Origin of the sequence: Pollutimonas sp. M17, from assembly GCF_025836975.1 — a bacterium.
Classification (GTDB): Bacteria; Pseudomonadota; Gammaproteobacteria; order Burkholderiales; family Burkholderiaceae_B.
In genome coordinates, this window is the sequence record NZ_CP107548.1 from 3,823,760 (window position 1) to 3,843,521 (window position 19,762).

The 19,762-nt window shown below is 57.6% G+C and carries 23 protein-coding genes, 4 tRNA genes and 1 pseudogene; 9 read left to right on the plus strand and 19 right to left on the minus strand.

Annotation, left to right across the window (positions count from 1 at the left end; all coding sequences use genetic code 11):
• Positions 1-202: 202 nt before the first annotated feature.
• The 14 genes from rplA to OEG81_RS17940 form a co-directional block, all read right to left on the minus strand.
• Positions 203-898 (minus strand): 50S ribosomal protein L1, encoded by a 696-nt coding sequence (gene rplA, locus OEG81_RS17875; protein WP_264130605.1) that lies wholly within the window; start codon positions 896-898, stop codon positions 203-205.
• A gap of 2 nt (positions 899-900) precedes the next feature.
• Positions 901-1,332 carry a 50S ribosomal protein L11 gene (gene rplK, locus OEG81_RS17880; RefSeq protein WP_264130606.1) on the minus strand — a complete coding sequence of 144 codons (432 nt, stop codon included), beginning with the start codon at positions 1,330-1,332 and terminating at the stop codon, positions 901-903.
• Between the two features lie 67 nt (positions 1,333-1,399).
• Positions 1,400-1,933: a transcription termination/antitermination protein NusG gene (gene nusG / locus OEG81_RS17885; RefSeq protein ID WP_264130607.1), complete on the minus strand. Its 534-nt coding sequence runs from the start codon at positions 1,931-1,933 to the stop codon at positions 1,400-1,402.
• Between the two features lie 9 nt (positions 1,934-1,942).
• Positions 1,943-2,323, minus strand: coding sequence for a preprotein translocase subunit SecE (secE, locus tag OEG81_RS17890; RefSeq protein WP_264130608.1), 381 nt, complete (start codon positions 2,321-2,323; stop codon positions 1,943-1,945).
• Positions 2,324-2,371: 48 nt separating this feature from the next.
• A tRNA-Trp gene (locus OEG81_RS17895) sits at positions 2,372-2,447 on the minus strand.
• Positions 2,448-2,541: 94 nt separating this feature from the next.
• On the minus strand, positions 2,542-3,735 hold the full coding sequence (tuf, locus tag OEG81_RS17900) for an elongation factor Tu (RefSeq protein WP_264130597.1): 1,194 nt from the start codon (positions 3,733-3,735) through the stop codon (positions 2,542-2,544).
• A gap of 42 nt (positions 3,736-3,777) precedes the next feature.
• Positions 3,778-3,852, minus strand: a tRNA-Thr gene (locus OEG81_RS17905).
• Positions 3,853-3,905: 53 nt separating this feature from the next.
• Positions 3,906-3,979 (minus strand) — tRNA-Gly (locus OEG81_RS17910).
• Between the two features lie 68 nt (positions 3,980-4,047).
• Positions 4,048-4,134, minus strand: a tRNA-Tyr gene (locus OEG81_RS17915).
• Between the two features lie 132 nt (positions 4,135-4,266).
• A complete protein-coding gene (locus OEG81_RS17920; protein ID WP_264130609.1) occupies positions 4,267-5,187 on the minus strand; it encodes a ParB/RepB/Spo0J family partition protein in 921 nt (306 codons plus the stop codon).
• Positions 5,188-5,216: 29 nt separating this feature from the next.
• Positions 5,217-6,032: a ParA family protein gene (locus OEG81_RS17925; RefSeq protein ID WP_264130610.1), complete on the minus strand. Its 816-nt coding sequence runs from the start codon at positions 6,030-6,032 to the stop codon at positions 5,217-5,219.
• The gene (rsmG, locus tag OEG81_RS17930) at positions 6,029-6,703 is read right to left on the minus strand and encodes a 16S rRNA (guanine(527)-N(7))-methyltransferase RsmG (RefSeq protein WP_412034090.1); all 675 of its coding nucleotides are present in this window, start codon (positions 6,701-6,703) and stop codon (positions 6,029-6,031) included. The genes OEG81_RS17925 and rsmG overlap by 4 nt, the downstream gene beginning before the upstream one ends.
• Positions 6,703-8,619: a tRNA uridine-5-carboxymethylaminomethyl(34) synthesis enzyme MnmG gene (mnmG, locus tag OEG81_RS17935; protein WP_264130611.1), complete on the minus strand. Its 1,917-nt coding sequence runs from the start codon at positions 8,617-8,619 to the stop codon at positions 6,703-6,705. Before mnmG ends, rsmG begins: the two co-directional genes overlap by 1 nt.
• 379 nt (positions 8,620-8,998) lie before the next feature.
• Positions 8,999-9,205, minus strand: a complete 207-nt coding sequence (locus OEG81_RS17940; protein ID WP_128355911.1) for a cold-shock protein — start codon at positions 9,203-9,205, stop codon at positions 8,999-9,001.
• Between the two features lie 315 nt (positions 9,206-9,520).
• On the opposite strand from OEG81_RS17940, the gene OEG81_RS17945 reads away from it, so the two are divergent.
• Together OEG81_RS17945 and OEG81_RS17950 are read left to right on the plus strand one after the other, a co-directional pair.
• Positions 9,521-10,690 carry a methionine aminotransferase gene (locus tag OEG81_RS17945; protein WP_264130612.1) on the plus strand — a complete coding sequence of 390 codons (1,170 nt, stop codon included), beginning with the start codon at positions 9,521-9,523 and terminating at the stop codon, positions 10,688-10,690.
• Between the two features lie 475 nt (positions 10,691-11,165).
• Positions 11,166-11,786, plus strand: coding sequence for a Fic/DOC family protein (locus OEG81_RS17950; protein WP_264130613.1), 621 nt, complete (start codon positions 11,166-11,168; stop codon positions 11,784-11,786).
• Between the two features lie 14 nt (positions 11,787-11,800).
• Here OEG81_RS17950 and OEG81_RS17955 read toward each other — a convergent pair whose 3' ends face one another.
• A complete protein-coding gene (locus OEG81_RS17955) occupies positions 11,801-11,998 on the minus strand; it encodes a hypothetical protein (RefSeq protein WP_264130614.1) in 198 nt (65 codons plus the stop codon).
• A 659-nt stretch (positions 11,999-12,657) separates the two neighbouring features.
• Here OEG81_RS17955 and OEG81_RS17960 point away from each other — a divergent pair.
• The 4 genes and pseudogenes from OEG81_RS17960 to OEG81_RS18185 form a co-directional block, all read left to right on the plus strand.
• Positions 12,658-12,918 carry a type II toxin-antitoxin system ParD family antitoxin gene (locus OEG81_RS17960; protein WP_264130615.1) on the plus strand — a complete coding sequence of 87 codons (261 nt, stop codon included), beginning with the start codon at positions 12,658-12,660 and terminating at the stop codon, positions 12,916-12,918.
• Positions 12,919-12,926: 8 nt separating this feature from the next.
• A complete protein-coding gene (locus OEG81_RS17965; RefSeq protein WP_264130616.1) occupies positions 12,927-13,247 on the plus strand; it encodes a type II toxin-antitoxin system RelE/ParE family toxin in 321 nt (106 codons plus the stop codon).
• Between the two features lie 65 nt (positions 13,248-13,312).
• Positions 13,313-13,879, plus strand: coding sequence for a hypothetical protein (locus OEG81_RS17970; RefSeq protein WP_264130617.1), 567 nt, complete (start codon positions 13,313-13,315; stop codon positions 13,877-13,879).
• Positions 13,791-14,036 (plus strand): annotated as a pseudogene (locus OEG81_RS18185) (integrase); the annotation flags it as partial. The gene OEG81_RS17970 and the pseudogene OEG81_RS18185, both read left to right, overlap by 89 nt.
• Positions 14,037-14,042: 6 nt before the next feature.
• Here the strand turns inward: OEG81_RS18185 and OEG81_RS17975 are convergent.
• The 4 genes from OEG81_RS17975 to mnmE all read right to left on the minus strand — a co-directional run bounded on the left by OEG81_RS17975 (position 14,043) and on the right by mnmE (position 17,241).
• Positions 14,043-15,083 carry a virulence RhuM family protein gene (locus OEG81_RS17975; RefSeq protein ID WP_264130618.1) on the minus strand — a complete coding sequence of 347 codons (1,041 nt, stop codon included), beginning with the start codon at positions 15,081-15,083 and terminating at the stop codon, positions 14,043-14,045.
• Positions 15,084-15,153: 70 nt separating this feature from the next.
• Positions 15,154-15,426, minus strand: coding sequence for a type I restriction endonuclease subunit R, EcoR124 family (locus OEG81_RS17980; RefSeq protein WP_264130619.1), 273 nt, complete (start codon positions 15,424-15,426; stop codon positions 15,154-15,156).
• Positions 15,423-15,680, minus strand: coding sequence for a hypothetical protein (locus OEG81_RS17985; RefSeq protein ID WP_264130620.1), 258 nt, complete (start codon positions 15,678-15,680; stop codon positions 15,423-15,425). The genes OEG81_RS17980 and OEG81_RS17985 overlap by 4 nt, the downstream gene beginning before the upstream one ends.
• A gap of 133 nt (positions 15,681-15,813) precedes the next feature.
• The gene (mnmE, locus tag OEG81_RS17990) at positions 15,814-17,241 is read right to left on the minus strand and encodes a tRNA uridine-5-carboxymethylaminomethyl(34) synthesis GTPase MnmE (protein ID WP_264130621.1); all 1,428 of its coding nucleotides are present in this window, start codon (positions 17,239-17,241) and stop codon (positions 15,814-15,816) included.
• A gap of 138 nt (positions 17,242-17,379) precedes the next feature.
• Here mnmE and OEG81_RS17995 point away from each other — a divergent pair, with 138 nt between their 5' ends.
• From OEG81_RS17995 to OEG81_RS18005, 3 genes are all read left to right on the plus strand, one after another.
• Complete coding sequence (locus OEG81_RS17995; protein ID WP_264130622.1) at positions 17,380-17,676, plus strand: YciI family protein; 297 nt, start codon at positions 17,380-17,382, stop codon at positions 17,674-17,676.
• Between the two features lie 24 nt (positions 17,677-17,700).
• Positions 17,701-18,609: a LysR family transcriptional regulator gene (locus OEG81_RS18000; protein ID WP_264130623.1), complete on the plus strand. Its 909-nt coding sequence runs from the start codon at positions 17,701-17,703 to the stop codon at positions 18,607-18,609.
• 149 nt (positions 18,610-18,758) lie between these two features.
• Positions 18,759-19,745 carry a Bug family tripartite tricarboxylate transporter substrate binding protein gene (locus OEG81_RS18005; RefSeq protein ID WP_264130624.1) on the plus strand — a complete coding sequence of 329 codons (987 nt, stop codon included), beginning with the start codon at positions 18,759-18,761 and terminating at the stop codon, positions 19,743-19,745.
• The last annotated feature ends 17 nt before the right edge of the window (positions 19,746-19,762 follow it).

The following is a 19,762-nucleotide window of genomic DNA, read 5'->3' on the forward strand; positions in this document are numbered from 1 at the left end:
TGCGGCGCACCTGGTCGAGTTCTTCAGTGAAACAAGAATTCTTCCATGGGACGCCGTCTGCGCTGGAACCAGGCTACGAAAAGCCTGGAATTAAGCTCTGCAACGTTTCCACGACTGCGAATCGCGGCAGGGCTCCAGCGGTCTTTGACAGCAATGCCTGAGATTCCAGGCACAGCCCAAAGTTCTTTTCCCGAAGGCTTTGTTAAGCCGTCAGGGAAGCTATTTCTACACGCGCACCGCCGCCCATCGTGGACGAAACGGCCAGCTTGCGCAGGTACACACCCTTGGCAGCGGTGGGACGGGCTTTGTTCAGCGCGTCGACCAGGGCGGCCAGGTTGGTTTGCAGCTGCTCGACGCCGAACGAGGCGCGGCCGATGGTGGCGTGGATGATGCCGGCCTTGTCGGTGCGGTACTGGACCTGACCGGCCTTGGCGTTCTTGACGGCGGTGGCGACGTCAGGCGTCACGGTGCCGACCTTGGGGTTGGGCATCAGGCCGCGGGGACCGAGCACCTGGCCCAGCGCGCCCACGATGCGCATCGTGTCGGGCGAAGCGATCAGGATGTCGAAATCGATTTGGCCGCCCTTGATGGTGTCGGCCAGATCTTCCATGCCGACGATGTCGGCGCCCGCTGCCTTGGCGGCTTCGGCTTTTTCGCCCTGGGCGAAAACGGCGACGCGCACCGATTTGCCGGTTCCGGCGGGCAGCACGACCGAGCCGCGAACCAGCTGGTCGGATTTCTTGGGATCGATGCCCAGTTGCACGGCCACGTCGATGGACTCATCGAACTTGGCGGTGGCCGTTTCCTTGACCAGGGCCAAGGCTTCGGAAACCGGGTAGAACTTGTTGCGATCGATCTTGGCGGCAATGGCGGCCGCGCGCTTGCTCAACTTGGCCATGCTTATACCCCTTCAACCGTGATGCCCATGCTGCGGGCGCTGCCGGCAACCGTGCGAACGGCTGCGTCCAGGTCGGCCGCCGTCAGGTCGGGCGACTTGGTCTTGGCGATTTCCTCGGCCTGGGCGCGGGTCAGTGTACCGACCTTGTCCAGGTTCGGGCGAGCCGAGCCCTTCTGCACACCGCTGGCCTTTTTGATCAGGACGGTGGCAGGCGGCGTCTTCATGATGAAGGTGAAGCTCTTGTCTGCGTAGGCGGTGATGACCACGGGAATCGGCAGACCGGGCTCCAGGCCCTGCGTCTTGGCGTTGAACGCCTTGCAGAATTCCATGATGTTCAGACCGCGCTGACCCAGCGCCGGACCAATGGGGGGTGAGGGATTAGCCTTACCAGCTGGTACTTGCAGCTTGATAAAGCCGACGATTTTCTTCGCCATGCTTTGCTCCTTGCGGGTTCAAACACCGTCCAGCGCTAGGCTGGGCCGGCTCCCCGGGGTTGAAAACTCAGGTCTTTTCGACCTGACCAAAATCGAGTTCCACTGGTGTGGCGCGGCCAAAAATCGTGACCGACACCCGCACCTTGCTTTTCTCGTAATTCACATCTTCGACATTGCCGTTGAAGTCGGCAAAAGGACCTTCCTTGACGCGGACCATCTCGCCCACTTCGAAGAGGATCTTGGGCTTGGGCTTCTCGACGCCTTCTTCCATCTGCGAAAGGATTTTTTCCACTTCGCGATCGGAGATCGGGGCGGGACGATTGCCGGAACCGCCCAGGAAGCCGGTTACCCGGTTCGTGTTCTTGACCAGGTGCCAGGTTTCGTCGGTGAGATCCATCTCGACCAATACGTAACCCGGGAAGATGCGCCTTTCGGTAATGGACTTCTTGCCGCCCTTTACCTCGATGACTTCTTCCGAAGGAACCAGAATGCGCCCAAAGGAGGATTCCAGGCCTTCGCGTTCGATACGCTCTACGAGCGCCTTATGCACGCTTTTTTCCATTCCGGAATAAACGTGGACAACATACCAACGCTTGCTCATGTGTGTCCTTTATTTCCAGCCCAGCAGCAGGCCATAGATGACCCACTCCAGACCTTTGTCGACGACCCACAGCAAGAGTCCCATTGCCGCGACGAACACGAAAACGATGCCCGTCATTTGCGTGGATTCTTTACGCGTCGGCCAGACCACACGCTTGACTTCGTTATAGGAGTCGCGACCGAAGCTCAGGGTGCGGCGGCCGGGCTCGCTGAACCATGCGATGAGGGCGGCAAGCACCAGGCTGCCCAGGAACACGCCGACGCGAACGATGGTGGGCTGGGCTTCGAGCATCGAGTAGCCGACGATGCCGGCCACGATAACAAGCACCGCCAGACCCAGCTTGATGCGATCTGTGCTACTGCTAACGGTTTCTACGTTGCTATTCGACATATTCCGGCATGTGACGCCACGTGTGCGGCTGCGATGAGACTGACTGTGTGGCAGGGGCAGTAGGAATCGAACCTACAACCTTCGGTTTTGGAGACCGACGCTCTGCCAATTGAGCTATACCCCTAGACCCTGAGCGCGAAGCGCCGGCTACGGCTGCCTCGCCTTGTACAACAAAAGCGGAAGAGCGCCACGCGCCCCTTCCGCCTACTACCTTGAACTTACTTGGTGATGGAGGCGACGACGCCGGCGCCCACCGTACGGCCGCCTTCGCGAATGGCGAAGCGCAGGCCTTCTTCCATGGCGATCGGCGCGATCAGGCTGACCTTCATCGACACGTTATCGCCCGGCAGCACCATTTCCTTGTCCGCCGGCAGCTCGATCGTGCCCGTCACGTCCGTCGTGCGGAAGTAGAACTGGGGACGATAGCCCTGGAAGAACGGCGTGTGACGGCCACCCTCGTCCTTGGACAGGATGTACACCTCGGCCGAGAAGTCCGTGTGCGGCTTGATCGAGCCGGGCTTGGCCAGCACCTGGCCGCGCTCGACATCTTCACGCTTGGTGCCGCGCAGCAAGATACCGACGTTGTCACCGGCCTCGCCCTGGTCCAGCAGCTTGCGGAACATTTCCACGCCCGTGCAGGTGGTCTTGACCGTGTCCTTGATACCGACGATCTCGATTTCCTCGCCGACCTTGACGATGCCGCGCTCGATACGCCCGGTCACCACCGTGCCGCGACCCGAGATCGAGAACACGTCTTCCACAGGCATCAGGAACGTGCCGTCCACCGCGCGCTCGGGCGTGGGGATGTAGCTGTCCAGCGCTTCGGCCAGCTTCAGGATCGCTTCCTTGCCCAGCGGACCTTCGTCGCCTTCCAGAGCCAGCTTGGCCGAGCCCTTGACGATCGGGGTGTCGTCACCCGGGAAATCGTACTTGGACAGCAGCTCGCGCACTTCCATCTCGACCAGTTCGAGCAGCTCTTCATCGTCGACCATGTCGGCCTTGTTCAGGAACACGATGATGTAAGGCACGCCCACCTGGCGCGAGAGCAGGATGTGCTCGCGCGTTTGCGGCATCGGGCCGTCCGCGGCCGACACCACCAGGATCGCCCCGTCCATCTGCGCCGCGCCCGTGATCATGTTCTTGACATAGTCAGCGTGGCCCGGGCAGTCAACGTGCGCGTAGTGGCGCGCCGCCGTTTCGTATTCCACGTGCGAGGTGTTGATCGTGATGCCGCGCGCCTTTTCTTCGGGCGCCGCGTCGATCTGATCGTAGCCCTTGGCCTCGCCCGAGCCGAACGCCTTGGCCAGCACCGTCGTGATTGCCGCCGTAAGCGTCGTCTTGCCGTGGTCAACGTGCCCGATCGTACCTACGTTTACGTGCGGTTTGGTCCGTTCAAACTTACCTTTTGCCATGGCTGACTCCTGACTGTGGAATTGAGCTATAAATAAAAATGTTGGTGCCCATGACGCGGATCGAACGCGTGACCTCTCCCTTACCAAGGGAGTGCTCTACCACTGAGCCACATGGGCGACTATCTTGTTGCTTTCCGCTGTATTACAAGCGAAATTCATAAAATCGTTGCTGGAGCGGGTGAAGGGAATCGAACCCTCATCATCAGCTTGGAAGGCTGTTGCTCTACCATTGAGCTACACCCGCGAAAGATTCATTTCACCCTGCACCGCCGGCTTCAGATGACTGACTCTGCCGCCTGGATAATCGCTGGCTGGTGGTGGGAGTTGGATTCGAACCAACGTAGACGCAAGGTCAACAGATTTACAGTCTGCCCCCTTTAACCACTCGGGCATCCCACCAAAAGCGAACTCCGAATTATGCAGGGTTTCTATGCACTTGTCAAACTGGAAAACAAGGTGCCGTGCCTGTGTGGGTGGACGACGTTTCCGCAACCCGGCGTCCCGCCAAGGCAAGTCACGGCTGTACCGGTATCAGGCGTCGATCAGGCCGGAGAGCCCCTGGCGCTCGAGCAGTGAATTCAGATGCTCCCAGCCGTGGAAGTCGATCTGCAACTGGCCGCGGTTCTTGGCCCCCACCTTCAGGCTTACCTTGGTGCCCAGGTGATCCGACAAGGCCTCTTCAAGGCGCTTCACGTCGCCGGACTGGGCAACCGGCTTGGCCGCGGACCTGGGTTGCGCATCGTCGGCCTCGCGCAGGGTGCGGCCGATCAGCTTTTCGGTTTCACGCACAGACAGGCGCTTGGCGATGACCTCGTTGGCCAGCAGTATCTGGGTGGCCGCATCGGTGGCCAGCAGGGCGCGGGCATGGCCCATGTCGATGTCGCCTGCCAGCAACATGGTCTGGACCGGACCCGTCAGGTTCAACAGGCGCAGCAGGTTGCTGGTAGCCGAACGCGAACGCCCTATGGCCTGCGCCGCCTGCTCATGCGTCAGTCCGAATTCATCCAGCAGCCGGCGAACACCATGCGCCTCTTCCAGCGGATTGAGGTCTTCACGCTGGATGTTCTCGATCAGCGCCATGACGGCGGCGTTCTCGTCGGCCACCTCGCGCACCAAGACCGGCACCTCTTTCAGGCCGGCCAGCTTGGCGGCCCGAAAGCGCCGTTCGCCCGCGATGATCTCGTACTTGCCGGCGTCCTTTCCATCCAGCGGACGGACCAGGATGGGCTGCATGATCCCCTGCGCGCGAATGGAGTCGGCAAGCTCATTGAGCGCGCCCTCGTCCATGCGGGTACGCGGCTGGTACTTGCCGGCGCGCAGCACCTGGACGCTCAGGGTGGACGGCAAGCCGCCTTCGGCGCCGGCCCGACCCAGGTTCTCGACGGCGGGCGCGTCTTCTCCAAGCAATGCATCAAGCCCTCGCCCCAGGCCCTTCGGTTTCCTTGTTGCCATAGTATGTATTCCTTCTGTAATTCGTTCGGCTAACGCGGCCGGGCCTGCTGGCGCAGGGCTTCCTTCTTCACGCGGTTGATGAGCTCGTTGCCGAACTCGATGTAGGCCTTCGCCCCGCGCGAGCTTTTGTCATAGACGATGCCGGGCAGGCCATGGCTGGGCGCCTCGGCCAGGCGCACATTGCGCGGCACCACCGCCTTGAACACCCGGTCGCCGAAATGCGTTTCTATCTGCGCGGACACCTGCTGCTGCAAGGTCACGCGCGTATCGAACATCACACGCAGCAGTCCGATCAGCTGCAGCTCGGGATTGATGTTGCGATGCACGCGCTTGATGGTGTTGACCAGGTCGGACAAGCCCTCCAGCGCGAAGTACTCGCACTGCATGGGGATGATCACCCCATGCGCCGAGGCCAGTCCATTCAAGGTCAGAAGCGACAAGGTGGGCGGGCAGTCGATCAGCACGAAGTCGTAGTCATCCATGACCTGCCCGATGGCTTGCTTGAGTTGCCGCTCGCGGCCTTCCATCTGGATAAGGTCGATTTCCGCCCCCGAGAGTTCACGGTTGGCCGGCAGCACGTCGTAGCCCCCCGCTTCGGACTTGACGCGCGTCTGCGCGATCGTGGCATCGCCTATCAATACCTGGTACAGGTTCTGTTCCACTTTGTTCTTGTCGATGCCGCTGCCCATCGTGGCATTGCCTTGCGGATCCAGGTCGATAAGAAGAACCCGCTTGCCCAGCGCCGCAAGGGCCGCCGCCAGATTGATCGCCGTAGTGGTCTTACCCACGCCGCCCTTCTGATTTGCAATGCAGAATACATTGGCGGGGGACGTAATTGGATTCATAAGGCTCCTTGATGAGTCATCCAGACCAGGCAACGCTGGGCATTCAATTCCGGTACTGCCAAAGACTGTATATGGCTGACGCGCCAATCGGTCTGGCGCCGCAAGGCGTCGATTTCTTCCGAGGGCTGGCGGCCCTTCATGGCTAGTAGATGGCCCTTCGGCGCTACGTGCCGGCCAGCCAGGCTGGCAAAGTCGGAGAGCGAAGCAAAGGCACGCGAAACAACAACATCGGCCTGATAGGGAGCAATGGTTTCGACCCGCTGGTGCACAGCCTGCAGGTTGGGCAGGTGCAAAGCCCCGGACATCTGGCGTACAAAGGCCATTTTCTTCTCGACGGCATCGATGCAATGCACCGACCAGCCCGGCTGCATGATAGCCATAATCACGCCCGGCAGGCCAGCGCCCGAGCCCACATCGACGATAAGGGCATTTTCTACTGTGTTTTTATACAGTATATTGATCACGTGAGGCAACACCGCCAGGCTGTCAAAGACATGCTGGATCAACATCTGTTCAGGATCCCGCAACGCCGTCAGGTTGTAGGTTCGATTCCAGCGTTGCAACTGATCAAGATACGCCAGCAAGGAATCCCTTTGCCCAGAAGCCATATCCAGGCCCAGCATTCCGGCAGCCGCCTCCAAGCGTTGTCCGTAATTTTCGCGTGCTGCCATTACGCCGCTTTTTTCTGATAATTCATACGTTTTATATGTATGAGCAGCAAGGAGATGGCCGCCGGGGTAATGCCCGATATCCTGCTGGCCTGCCCAACGGTCTCGGGCCTGGCTGCCTTGAGCCGTTGCCGTACTTCTATGGACATGCTGCTTATCGCATCGTAGTCGATGTCTTGCGGAATGGGCTGCCCTTCCTGGGCAGCCTGTTTTTCGACCTCTTCCTGCTGCTTGCTTACATAGCCTTCATACTTGACCTGGATTTCGACCTGCTCTGCGCTGACTGGTTCTTGTATGCCGGGGCCCGCCAGCAGGCAGCCGTCGCTTTGGGCGAGCTCCATCAAGGCACCGTAGCTGACCTGCGGCCGCTTCAGAAGATCGTAAAGCGAATACTCGCGTTCCACCTGCTTGCCCAATAAGGCTTCCGCCGCATGCAGGGCTAAGGTCTTGGGATTGATCCACGTGGATTTCAGGCGCTCTATTTCAGCTGCGACCTCATCCCGCTTACGACTGAATGCGTCCCACCGAACATCGTCCACCAATCCAAGGCGACGGCCTTGTTCTGTCAAACGCATATCGGCATTGTCTTCACGCAAACTGAGACGGTATTCCGCGCGCGAAGTGAACATGCGGTAGGGCTCGGTTACCCCTCGGGTTATCAGATCGTCCACCAGCACGCCAAGATACGCCTCGTTTCGCTTGGGGTACCAACCCTCTAGGCCTTGCGCTTGCCGGGCCGCATTCACTCCGGCCAGCAAACCCTGGGCAGCCGCTTCTTCGTAGCCTGTGGTGCCGTTGATCTGCCCCGCAAAATACAAGCCCTTGATCGCCCGGGTTTCCAGTGTGGCGTGGAGTTCACGTGGATCAAAGTAGTCATATTCGATGGCATAGCCTGGACGCATGATCACCGCATTTTCCAGGCCGGGCAGCGTACGAACCAGGGCCAACTGAATATCGAAGGGCAAACTGGTCGATATACCGTTAGGATAAATCTCGTTCGTACTGAGGCCTTCAGGCTCAAGAAATATCTGATGGCTGGGCTTATCCGCAAAGCGATGAATCTTGTCTTCGATGGAGGGACAATATCTAGGGCCAACACCTTCTATTTTTCCTTGATCGCTATACATGGGCGAGCGATCCAGGCCGGACCGGATTATTTCGTGAGTGCGCTCATTGGTATGGGTTATCCAGCAAGGAAGCTGTTCCGGATGCATAGCCGTGCTGCCCAGATAGGAAAACACAGGCACCGGATTGCTGTCACCGGGCTGCACTTCGGTTTTGCTGAAATCGATACTTCGGGCGTCTATGCGTGGAGGGGTTCCCGTCTTCAAGCGGCCTTGAGGCAGTTTCAGTTCTTTCAGGCGCTGGCCCAGGGAGATAGAAGGGGGATCCCCCGCGCGACCCCCGGAGTAATGATCCAGTCCCACGTGAATCAAGCCATTCAGAAACGTGCCCGCGGTCAACACTACTGAACGGGCCTTGAATCTCAAGCCAATCTGAGTAACCGCACCGGCCACTCGATCACCGTCGAGAATAAGGTCGTCCACCGCTTGCTGGAATATGGTGAGGTTAGCCTGGTTCTGCAACGTAGTACGAATGGCTCTTCGATACAGAGAACGATCCGCTTGAGCGCGGGTAGCCCGGACAGCGGGCCCCTTGGACCGGTTCAAGATGCGAAATTGAATCCCGGCCTGGTCTGTCGCCAATGCCATGGCTCCGCCCAAAGCGTCCACTTCCTTTACCAGATGTCCTTTGCCGATACCGCCTATCGACGGATTGCATGACATCTGCCCAAGGGTTTCCATGTTATGGGTAAGCAGCAGGGTGGAGGCGCCTGTGCGTGCAGAAGCCAGCGCAGCCTCTGTTCCAGCATGGCCGCCGCCCACCACGATGACGTCGAATGTATCCGGATAATCCATTTTTTCGCTCTGGCGAGGTAAATATATACCTATCATTATACTGCCACGGCACTTCACTGTTCCACGTGGAACATAAGAGATTTAGAGGAGGGTCTTGGGCAAGAGAATGTTCCACGTGAAACAGCGAGATATAAATCGAAGATGGCATGTTCCACGTGAAACACAGCTATTTCAATTTAAAAGCCGTCGAATCCAGCTTGTGGATAAACATGTGGGCAAGTCGGTGAGCAAGCTGTTGATAGTTTTATCAATATGTGCCTGGCGGATATAATCTAGTTCGATGATAAGCGGTCAGATCGATGAACAAATAAAAACGCCCAATCTTTCGAAAGGGCGTTTAGCAATCTGTGCGCAGAACGCTACACAAATTGGGCAGAGATCACAAAGGGCGAATCTCGGCAGCTTGCGGACCTTTGGGACCGTCTTTAACTTCGAATTCAACTTCCTGGCCTTCGTTCAGGCTGCGGTAGCCGCGACCCTCGATTGCCGAGAAATGAGCGAACACATCGGTGCCGCCTTCATCGGGAGTAATGAAACCGAAGCCTTTATCGGCATTGAACCACTTGACTTTGCCCTTTTGAGCCATGATGTATAGCGTCCTAAAAATAAACAAAAATGCAATTAACCAAGGACGCTGAAACGTTCCAGACTTCACCAGGCTTAGGGCCGTATTTATTTAGACCTAAAGCTTCATTGATTACTAACCGCGAGACTTGCGCACTGCTTGATTACAAAGCAAGTATGAGCATAACCACGCCGGTCGCCTTTATCAAATACTTGTTTACCCCAGTGTGGTATTTTTCCGTCATACATCGTTATGACATATTGCGCACGCCGATTCTGGACTACCTTAATCGCCTACTTCTATTTCCTTTCCACCCTTCGCTGCAACGACCAAGACATGAACTTCCAATCCAAGCTGCCCGACGTAGGCACCACCATATTTACAGTGATGAGCCAACTGTCCGTTGACCACAATGCCATCAACCTCGGGCAAGGCTTCCCGGACTTCAATCCCGACGAGGCGCTGCTGGACCTGGTAAGCCGCGCGATGAAGGAGGGGCATAATCAGTATCCGCCCATGGCCGGAATTCCGGCATTGCGCCAAGCCATATCGTCCAAGGTTGAAAACCTGTATGGGCATCGGTACGACTTCGCAACAGAGATAACCGTAACCAGCGGCGCCAGCGAGGCTCTGATGGCCAGCATCCTGGCTTTTGTACGGGAGGGCGATGAAGTCGTCATTATCGAGCCGTTTTACGACCTGTACATACCCGCAATTCAACTCGCTGGAGGCCGGCCCGTCATCGTTCCCATGCTGCCGCCCACAGAGCAGACAAGGCTGTACCAAGTGGACTGGCAGGAAGTACGCAAAGCCATTACATCAAAAACCCGGATGCTGATACTGAACTTTCCGCATAACCCCACAGGCATCAACCTGAAGGCGGAAGACCTGGATGCGCTGGAATCCATCGTGAACGATACGGGCATCCTGCTGCTGTCGGACGAGGTCTATGAGCATATCGTGTTCGATGGCCAGATACATCAAAGCCTGTCACGGCGTCCGGCACTGGCCAACAACGCTATCGTGATTTCCTCGTTCGGAAAAACCTATAACGCTACGGGCTGGAAAATAGGCTACTGCTGCGCTCCTCAATGGATGTCGTCCGAGATACGGAAGGTTCACCAATTCATGGTCTTCACGGTGACCTCGCCCATGCAGGTGGGGCTTGCCCACTACATGCAAGATCCAAAGCCTTATCTGGATCTGTCCGCCTTTTACCAGCAAAAAAGGGATCGCCTTTTCCAGGGCCTGGCCTCGACACGCTTTCTTCCCCTGAAAAGCGAAGGCACATTCTTCCTGCTTGCCGACTACAGCGCCATATCGGACATGCCTGAAGCTGAATTCGCCAAGTGGATGACGACTACGCATGGCGTTGGCTTGATACCGGTGTCCGCCTTTTACCGGCAACCTTCTGCTGCAGAGTCCAACCACCGCCTGGCCCGCTTCTGCTTTGCAAAGCGCGACTCAACGCTCGATGCCGCTATCGAGAAGCTAAGCCGCGTATAAATCTTCGTAACTCCACCCAGAGCCCGCATTCGCGGGCTTTTTTTTCAGCTCTTTTGCAATGGAGGGAAGTATACATGCCGTTTTTGAATTGCAAAATGACGTCCGTAGAAAGCAGAGCGTGTTGTTTCTGTTTATCTTTTCTATATAAAACGATTACTGATGATGGGTGTCTGTGGATAACTGGAACAAGTTCATATTAACCAGCTACATCAAAGACTTGAGGAACATTTTTGAGCCGCATAAGTCGGGTTTAATCAAGGGACGAAAACTGTACAACTTCTACAGCGGAAGATAAATCGTGGCTTGTTCCTCTTCCGTCCACAGGCTATGCACATGAGGTCTGCTTAGTACTTATCCACAGCCCGCGTTACTTAGCCAATCATGGTTTATTTTGTATTTAAATGTAAATAAGCTGAAGCGAGCCGCGCTTGAACGGGTCTACAATGCGCGGACAGTGTGTTCCCACGGGTGGCGCATGATGACTCGATACGATGTGGCCGGTGTGCAAGGCATGTTCGAGCCGGACTCCGGCGACTTGGTGCTGGCCAACAAGCTGGGCATCACCGATCCTTCGGATATGGATGAAGCCGAACTGGTGCTGCTGCAGAAACTATATGAATCCGTTCTGCAAGAGCATCTGCCCACCGGGCGGCTTACCGTGCATCACCTGAGAACCTGGCACCGGCGCTGGCTGGGCAATGTATATGCATGGGCGGGCCAATGGCGCTACGTGAACATGAGCAAAGGCGGTTTTCCATTTGCACCGGCCGCGCAACTGGCCAGGCTGATGGCAGCCTTTGACCAGGAGCAATTGAGCCGCTATACCCCGTGCTCGGGCTATGACGGAAAGCAATTGACGGAAGCCATTGCTGTGACACATGTGGAATTCATCCTGATGCACCCGTTTCGCGAAGGAAATGGGCGAATTTCACGCTTGCTGGCCGACGTCATGGCGGTGCAGGCCGGCCATGGTCCCTTGGACTACAGCAGCTGGGAAATCAATAAAAAAGATTACGTTTCGGCGATACAGCTGGGGTTGGGCGGCAATTACGAACCCATGAAGCACTGGGTGGCGCGGGCGCTTGAAGCAGACTGATCGCCTGGGTGCGTTTAAGCGGAAGGAGCCAGGCTGAGTTGCTGGAACTTGCTGGTCTGGGCCTTTAGCAAGGCTTCGAGTTCTTTTACGGATTGCCCCGTTTCGATTGCCGTCGAGCTTGCCACTGCGCGAATGATGCGTGTTTGAGCGGGCTTGGGCACGGCTGAAGGTTTGGATTTCATTGAATCGAAATAGGTGGGTACATTGCCCATTATAGCCTTTCAAGGACCATATCAGAAGCTTGACGCGCATTCCGCAGCGTCGATGTCATTCCCGCGCCACAGTGCTAAGCACTATTGCATTTTAGTTGTTCATTATTCTTTTATATATAAAGACTACTGATGATGGGTGTCTGTGGATAAATTGGATAACTGTGTTTAGCGGAGTGCTTTCAATGGCTTACGATGAATTTCTGCTGCGGACAACATATGTTTGGGCAGTGCATGGAAACTGGACAAGTTCAGGCACCCGGAAAACAAGGATGCTTGTTCATGGCCCGCCCACAATTTATGCACAGGTTTTTTGGCGGGATTGCGGCGTAAAACAGGATGTGGGGAACGAGGCATCCCCAGGCCTGGTAATCACTTCCCGATGCAGAAGGATTTTTTAAGACGTATCCTATTGATTATAAATAATATTTTTTGACGTTCTCGGCATGCTTGGACCTATTCTTAGACCCAAAGCTGATGTGTGTGTCTCTTGATGGCTCTCCAAAGCGCATTATGGATCATCTCTGCCGCCAGACTTGCTGAAATAGGTGCAAATGGGGGTGCTATTGGCTGCATGATGAGCGCAGTCCCGCAACGCGCAGGCTTGGTGATGTGTTCATTATTGAGTATATTGAATACATCAAGACTGCAAGGAGCTGACCATGTCCCGCACGAACACCACCACCATGACAGTGCGCCTCAGTGGCCCTCTGAGCGAATTCGTTGCCACAAATGTTGGCGAACAAGGCGACTACGAGAGCGTCAGCGAGTATGTGCGCGACCTTATTCGCCGTGACAAAGAAACCAGGGAAGCGGCTGCATTCGAACGGCTCAAGGCCGAACTCACCCAGGCTTGGGCGGCGCCAGAGTCGTCATACAAGCCCTTGACGGCAGCAGACGTCATCGCGCGTAACCGGGCCTGATTTCCGTCATGGTCAAGGCGCAGATACGCGTTCAGGAAGCCGCGTCCTGGCGGCTGGACGATACTTATCGCTATACGCATGAGCGTTGGGGCGCGCAACAAGCCGAGCGCTACATCACGGGTTTATTCGAGGCGTTCGAGGGTATTGCCACACACCAGACGGCATCCCGCACCATTCCGGCAGAGTTCGGTATAGATGGCTATTTCCTCCGTTATGAACGGCATTTCGTCTATTGGCGCCGGCTCTCGAACGGCGACATCGGGATCGTGACCATCCTGCATGAAAAGATGCACCAGATTGGGCGCTTGCGGGAGGACTTTGGCCTTTGAGTCTGAGATTTGCGTTGAGGCTGGATTGAAGCACGCTGATCACGAGATACAGAGAACAGATTACCATGAGTGAATATCAGTACTATGAGTTCGCGGCGATCGATAAGCCCTTGACCCGTACCGAAATGGGCGAGCTGCGTGCTGTTTCTACCCGGGCAGTCATTACCCCCAGCGGTTTCACCAATCATTACGAATGGGGCGACCTCAAGGCAGATCCCGCCGACTGGATGCGGCGTTATTTCGATGCCTTTGTCTATTCGGCCAACTGGTGCAGTTGTCATGTGTCACTGCGATTGCCGAAAGTCGTTTTCCGCAAGGCCGAGCTGGATGCTTTCATCCGCTCGGCTGTACTGTCGATTGACACCACCGATGCACACTGGATTTTCAGTTGGACGCTGGAGGAAAGCGAAGACTATGACCGCTTTGCCGAAGACGATGGCAGAGGCTGGATGCGCTGGTTGATTCCCCTGCGCGATGAGTTGATGCGTGGTGATTTGCGACCGCTGTACCTGGGTTGGTTGGCGGCTGGCGATGAGTTGGATGCAGCGGCATGTCTACGACGGGCAGTGCAAGGCGGCAGGTTTGAGCAACATGCATGGGCTGCGGCATCGGTATGCCCAGATGCGGTATAAGGTATTGACGGGATGGAAGGCGCCGGTGGCGGGTTGTCCTGGTAAAGTTCAGCTCAGTAGCAGTCAGAGCATGAGTGACCAACACGCTCGACAGCAGATCAGCCATGAACTCGGGCATGAAAGGTTGAAAGTGACGTCGATCTATTTGGGAACCTGAGCCTTATCAGTCATCTCTGGTGTTCGGCTCACCGGACGCCAGTTTTCTCACTGCTTTGTCGAAATCGCTTTCAAACAGGCGATCCTGCACAATTCTGTATTTCTCAAATTCGCTTTCCGCATGCGTCTGGGCAAGTTTCGCAGAAATCTTGCCGCTGTTCTGTAGCACTTCCCGTTCATCAAATTCGAGGAAAGCGTCCAGCCGCTTGGACCAGTCTTCCATGCTCATTGGAATCTTGCGGCGAGCACGATCCTCGGCCAGTTCCAGATAGGCGTTGACGATACGCCCGAGTGAATCCAACTCGTCCTTGGTCAGGTAGTTCTTTGCCACGGCCACATCGGTTTTCAGGATCTTGCCTTCGGGCGCGCTCGCCCAGGAATTCAGCCCCATATGTGGCTTGCTGCTATCGGCCCGCTTGCGGATCAACTCTGCAGCGGTATGGCCGTGGATGGCGTAATGCAGTTTGTTCTGTACTTTGGCGAAGAAGGCCTTGGTGGTCGGTGCGTCCTTGTTGTAGTCCACGCTGGTGGCATAGATGTCGGTGATCTTCTGGTAGAAGCGTCGCTCGCTGAGGCGGATCTCGCGGATTTCCGCCAGCAGCCGCTCGAAGTAGTCCTCGCCCAGGAAGCTGCCGTTCTCCATGCGCTGACGATCCAGCACATAGCCCTTGATGGCGAACTCACGCAGGACGCCGGTCGCCCACTGGCGGAACTGCGTTGCGCGTAGGGAGTTGACCCGGTAGCCGACCGAGATGATGGCGTCGAGGTTGTAGAAATCCACCGCCCGGGACACCTCCCGCTGACCCTCCTGCTGAACTATCCGGAATTTCCGGATAGTTGCCTCAGGCGTGAGCTCATGACTGACAAAGATGTTCTTTAAGTGCTCGCTGACGGTGCGCACATCCACCCCGAACAGCTCAGCCATCAGCTTCTGCGACAGCCACAGGGTTTCGTCCTCATAGCGGGCTTCGATGCTCTGTTCGCCCGCCTGCCCAGTGAAGATCAGAAACTCGGCGGTGCTGTTGCGGATCAATTTTTTGTTACTCATACCAAGTATCTCCACGGGGTCTGTACGTCGACCAAGCATGCTTTACCGCCTGTGCGATAACTCTGGTCGGCTACACCTGCCCACCTACTCCTTTGAATTTTTCGACGAACGCGGCAATCTTCTGGAAGACGCTTTGCTTCTTTGTCAGGTACTCCGGATTGAGCGGGCTCATCTTGGGCAGGAGGGCATTGAGTTCGGTGCCGTTCTCGCTGGCGAATTCACGTCTCAGAGAGCTGCTGATGTACCGTCTGGCCGCCTCTGCATTCAGCGCCTCATCGTTGATCAACTCCTGAGCCTCGCGCTGCTGCTTGGCCTGGGCAAAGCTGAAGAATGCCTCGATCACGCTGGCCTTGTCGCCCAGCCCACCTTGCGCCCGCTGAGTTCGGCCAGTTCCGTCAGAGACTTGGGGTGTTTGTCATGGATCAGGCGCAGCAGGCGGCGGTTGTCGTCCGACAGCACCGCTGCCAGTGATGCCAGGGACGGAAACCAAATGCTGGGAGTTTCGCTTCCCTTCGGTGGCGAACCTTCTGGCTGTCGGATACCCACAATGCAGCGCTTCATGATCGCGAATCCAATGACACGTTGATTTACAATCATATCAGTCTCTGATAATCATCGTCGTTTACATATGTTCGACATGAAGGGAAAGGTGGGTAAGGGGACGCAATTAAGAGGTAATGGCCTTATCCATCTCATTCCCGGGGGATACATCACCAATCCAGATCCCACATCACTTCCCGATGCAGAAGCTGGAAAAAATCTCGCCCAATAAATCGTCGCTGGTGAACTGACCGGTGATGGCGCTCAGTTCGGCATGGGCCAGGCGAAGTTCTTCGGCGAACAGGTCCAGGACGCGGTCGTTGTGGCTTGCATGTTCGCCGGCCAGCGCAAGGTGTTCGGCGGCGTTGGCCAGGGCCTTCAAATGCCGTTCGCGCGCCAGCCAGGGCGATTCAGCGCTGGGGTTCCATCCCGCAATATCCAGAAGCCTTTGGCGCAGACTGTCCAGGCCGGTTCCGGTCTTGGCTGAGATGCCCAGAGCCTGTTCCGGCGGGATACCGCCCGCGCCTTCGGGACGGGCCGATGCCTCTGGTGAAGCGGAGGCCGTCATGGAAAAGGGTATCTGTCCGGATTCCGGCAACAGGTCTATCTTGTTGAATACCTTCAGTACGGGCGTGTGCGCGGGCAGCCGCTGGGTGATGGCGGTGTCCAGCTCGTCGTTCGGGCTACGGGCGTCCTGAAGATGGATGATGACATTGGCTTTTTCTATTTCGGCCCAGGTACGCGCGATGCCTATGCTTTCCACGGTGTCCTGGGTTTCCCGCAAGCCGGCGGTATCCACGATGTGCAAGGGTACGCCTTGTATGTGGATCTGCTGTATGACCTTGTCGCGCGTGGTGCCGGCGATGGGCGTGACGATGGCGACCTCGTCGCCGGCCAGGGCGTTGAGCAGGCTGGACTTGCCCACATTGGGCTGGCCGGCCAGCACGACATGCAGGCCTTCACGCAGGATCATGCCTTGTCTTGCCTGTTGCGTCAGCGCATCCAGGTCTTTACGCAGGCCTTCCAGGGTTTCCCGGGCTTGGTACTTTTCCAGGAAGTCGATTTCTTCTTCGGGAAAATCCAGCGTGGCTTCGACCAGCATGCGCAGATGCACGATGCGGTCGCCCAGGGCATTCACATGCTGGGAAAAGGCGCCGCTCAACGACGCCATGGCGCTGCGCGCGGCGGCTTCGGACGATGCATCGATAAGGTCGGCCACGGCTTCGGCCTGAGCCAGGTCCAGGCGTTCGTTGAGGAATGCGCGATGGGTGAATTCGCCCGGTTCGGCATGCCGAAGTCCGTACTCCCTGCCTGCGGCCAGGCAGTGGTCCAGCAGCCGGCGCAGCACGGCCGGCCCTCCGTGGCCCTGTAGCTCGATGACGTCTTCGCCGGTGTAGGAGTGGGGCGCTTTGAAGTAGAGGGCGATGCCGGCATCGATGGGCTGGCCTTTCTCGTCCTTGAAGGGCAGGTAATGGGCATGCCTGGGCTTGAGAGGCGTGTCGAACAACGTGTTCGACAGGGCCGCCAGCGATTTTCCGGATATCCGTACAACGCCTATGCCGCCACGCCCGGGGGCGGTGGCAATGGCGATGATGGGTTCATGAGAGCGCAGGGACATGGTCGGCGGTGATCTGAATAAGGAAAAGCATACTAATATAGGACGGGAACGAGTTTATCTTGAACCTTGACCGTTTCCGCCGGCGGAGCCGGGTGAAAGCCGGCAAACAAGAAACCATTACAGGAGCATAAAAGCATCATGCCATACTTGATCGAAACCTTTGACAAGCCGCATACACAGGCCTTGCGGCAAGCCCTGCGTGACAAGCATCTGGATTTCCTCGAAGAGAACAAGAAGCTGCTGCTGGCTTGCGGCGCCAAGCTGGAAGACGATGGCACGGGCGGCACCGGCAGCGTTTATATCGTGGATGTCGAGACGCGGGCCGAGGCCGAGGATTTCGTCAATGCCGATCCGTTCGCGACCGGAGGCCTGTTCGAGCGCATGACCATCACCCGCTGGCGCAAGGCCTATCTGGGCGGCGAGTGCTATCTGTAGTCGCCGCCAGGCCGGATCCGCCACATGCCGCAACTGAAGCTGCTTGAAGATTTCATTGCACTGGCCAGGACCGGAAGCTTCCTGCGGGCGGCGGAAGCGCGCCATGTCACGCATCCCGCCTTCGGCCGCCGCATCCGTGCGCTGGAAAGCTGGGCCGGCGTTCCCCTGGTGGACCGGTCCCAGATCCCGATCACATTGACGGAACAGGGGGAAGTCCTGCTGAAGACCGCCTGCCAGGTGGTCGAACAACTTCAACGCGTGCGCAATCAGATTTCGATGTCCGGCGGTGAGGAGCAACATGTATTGCGCGTGGCTAGCGGGCGCAGCCTGGCGCGCACCCTTGTTGCCGACTGGGTCGCGCGCTTGCGCAAAGGACGGCCCGCCGTGCTCCGCCCGACGATACAGGTAGAGATTTCCACCGGCATGATGGCCGATATGCCGGCCCGCCTGGCGCAAGGCAAGGCGGACTTCCTGTTCTGCTACGAGCATCCCGCCTTGTCGGTGGAGCTTCAGCCCGACAATTATCAGTACATGACTTTGGCAACCGACAAGCTTGTCCCGGTCTGCCAAGCCGTGGCACAAGGAAAGCCCCGTTACTCGCTGGAGGAGGGCCGCGGTTCGCTGCCGCTGATCTCTTATTCAAGAGGGCTCGCGATGGGGCGCATTGCGGGCGACCGGATCGAGACCATGCCCTATCCCCTCGTCACTTCGCTGCGTTGTGATTCCCTGGATGCAATGCTGGGAACCGTGTCCAATGGCCTCGGGATTGCCTGGCTGCCCTGGTCCATGGTCGCCGCGGATTGCAAGCGCGGCAACTTGATCGTGCTGGGAGGCCGTAGCGAGCAGATCGCCTTTGAAGTGCGCCTGTATCGTTCGCGCAGCCGCCTTTCCGATGTGGCCGAGGCGGTGTGGAAGGCCATGGAGAAAGGCTAGGGAACAACAAGAGCGATCGAGCGCTCCATTAAATTATTAGCACAAGGATGTGCCGAAACGGCACATTAGCAACAGATGCTGCGGCCAGAATACTGCCAGGAAACCGGTCATGGGCGATCGGCTTCACGACAATAAACTGGAGACCTGCCATGAATCATTTTTTCAGCCGCGGTGCGCTGTCTGTTGCAGCGGCGTGTTCTTTCTTCTTCTCGGCCACGCCGTCGCAGGCAGCCGGCTATCCCTCGAAACCGATCACCATCGTCGTGGGCTACCCGGCCGGCGGCAGCGTGGACTTCACGGCACGGGCGGTGGGCGAAGCCCTGTCCGAACGCCTGGGGCAAAGCGTGGTCATCGAAAACATGGGCGGAGCCGGCGGCACGATAGGCGCCAACAGGGTGGCTCGGGCGACGGCCGACGGCTACACGCTGCTCGTCGGCTCCACCAACGAGATGGTCATCGCGGCGATGATCAATAGCGCGGTGCGGTATGACGGACTGAAAGACTTTACGCCTGTCGGGATGATTGCGGCCCAGCCGATGATGCTGGCCGCATCCAAAGAGTTGGGCATCACGAACGCCGCCCAGTACCTGGAAAAATTCAAGAGTGGCGGGCGCAACGACTATACCTTCGGTTCTTCGGGGGTGGGCACGGCGCTGCATCTGGCCGGGGAGATGATCAACGAATCGACCCAGACGCACGCCGAGCACATCCCCTATCGCGGCGTGGCGCCGCTGCTGACGGACCTGGTCAGCGGACAGCTGGATTACGGCATTTTCGTGATGTCTTCCGGCCTGCCTCATGTAAAGTCGGGCAAGGTCGTGGCCTTGGGTGTTACCGAGGCCCGGCGCTCTCCGGCGGCGCCGGACATCCCCGCCCTGGCTGAAACGCCGGGATTCGAAAAGGTGGACATCAATGTGTGGTTCGGCCTGTATGGCCCGGCCGGCTTGCCCGACGAAGTGGTGGCCGTGTTGCGGAGCGCCCTGGACGACGTGCTGCGCCAAGATGCCTTCCGGGACAGGCTGGCCGCCAGCGGCGCCGCCCTGTACAAGCCCGGAATGAATGCCAGGGAATTCCAGGTAGCTGAAACGGAGAAGTACGGTCGTCTTGTCAGGATGGCAAAGATCGAACGTCAATAAGCTGGCACTCCGTCGAT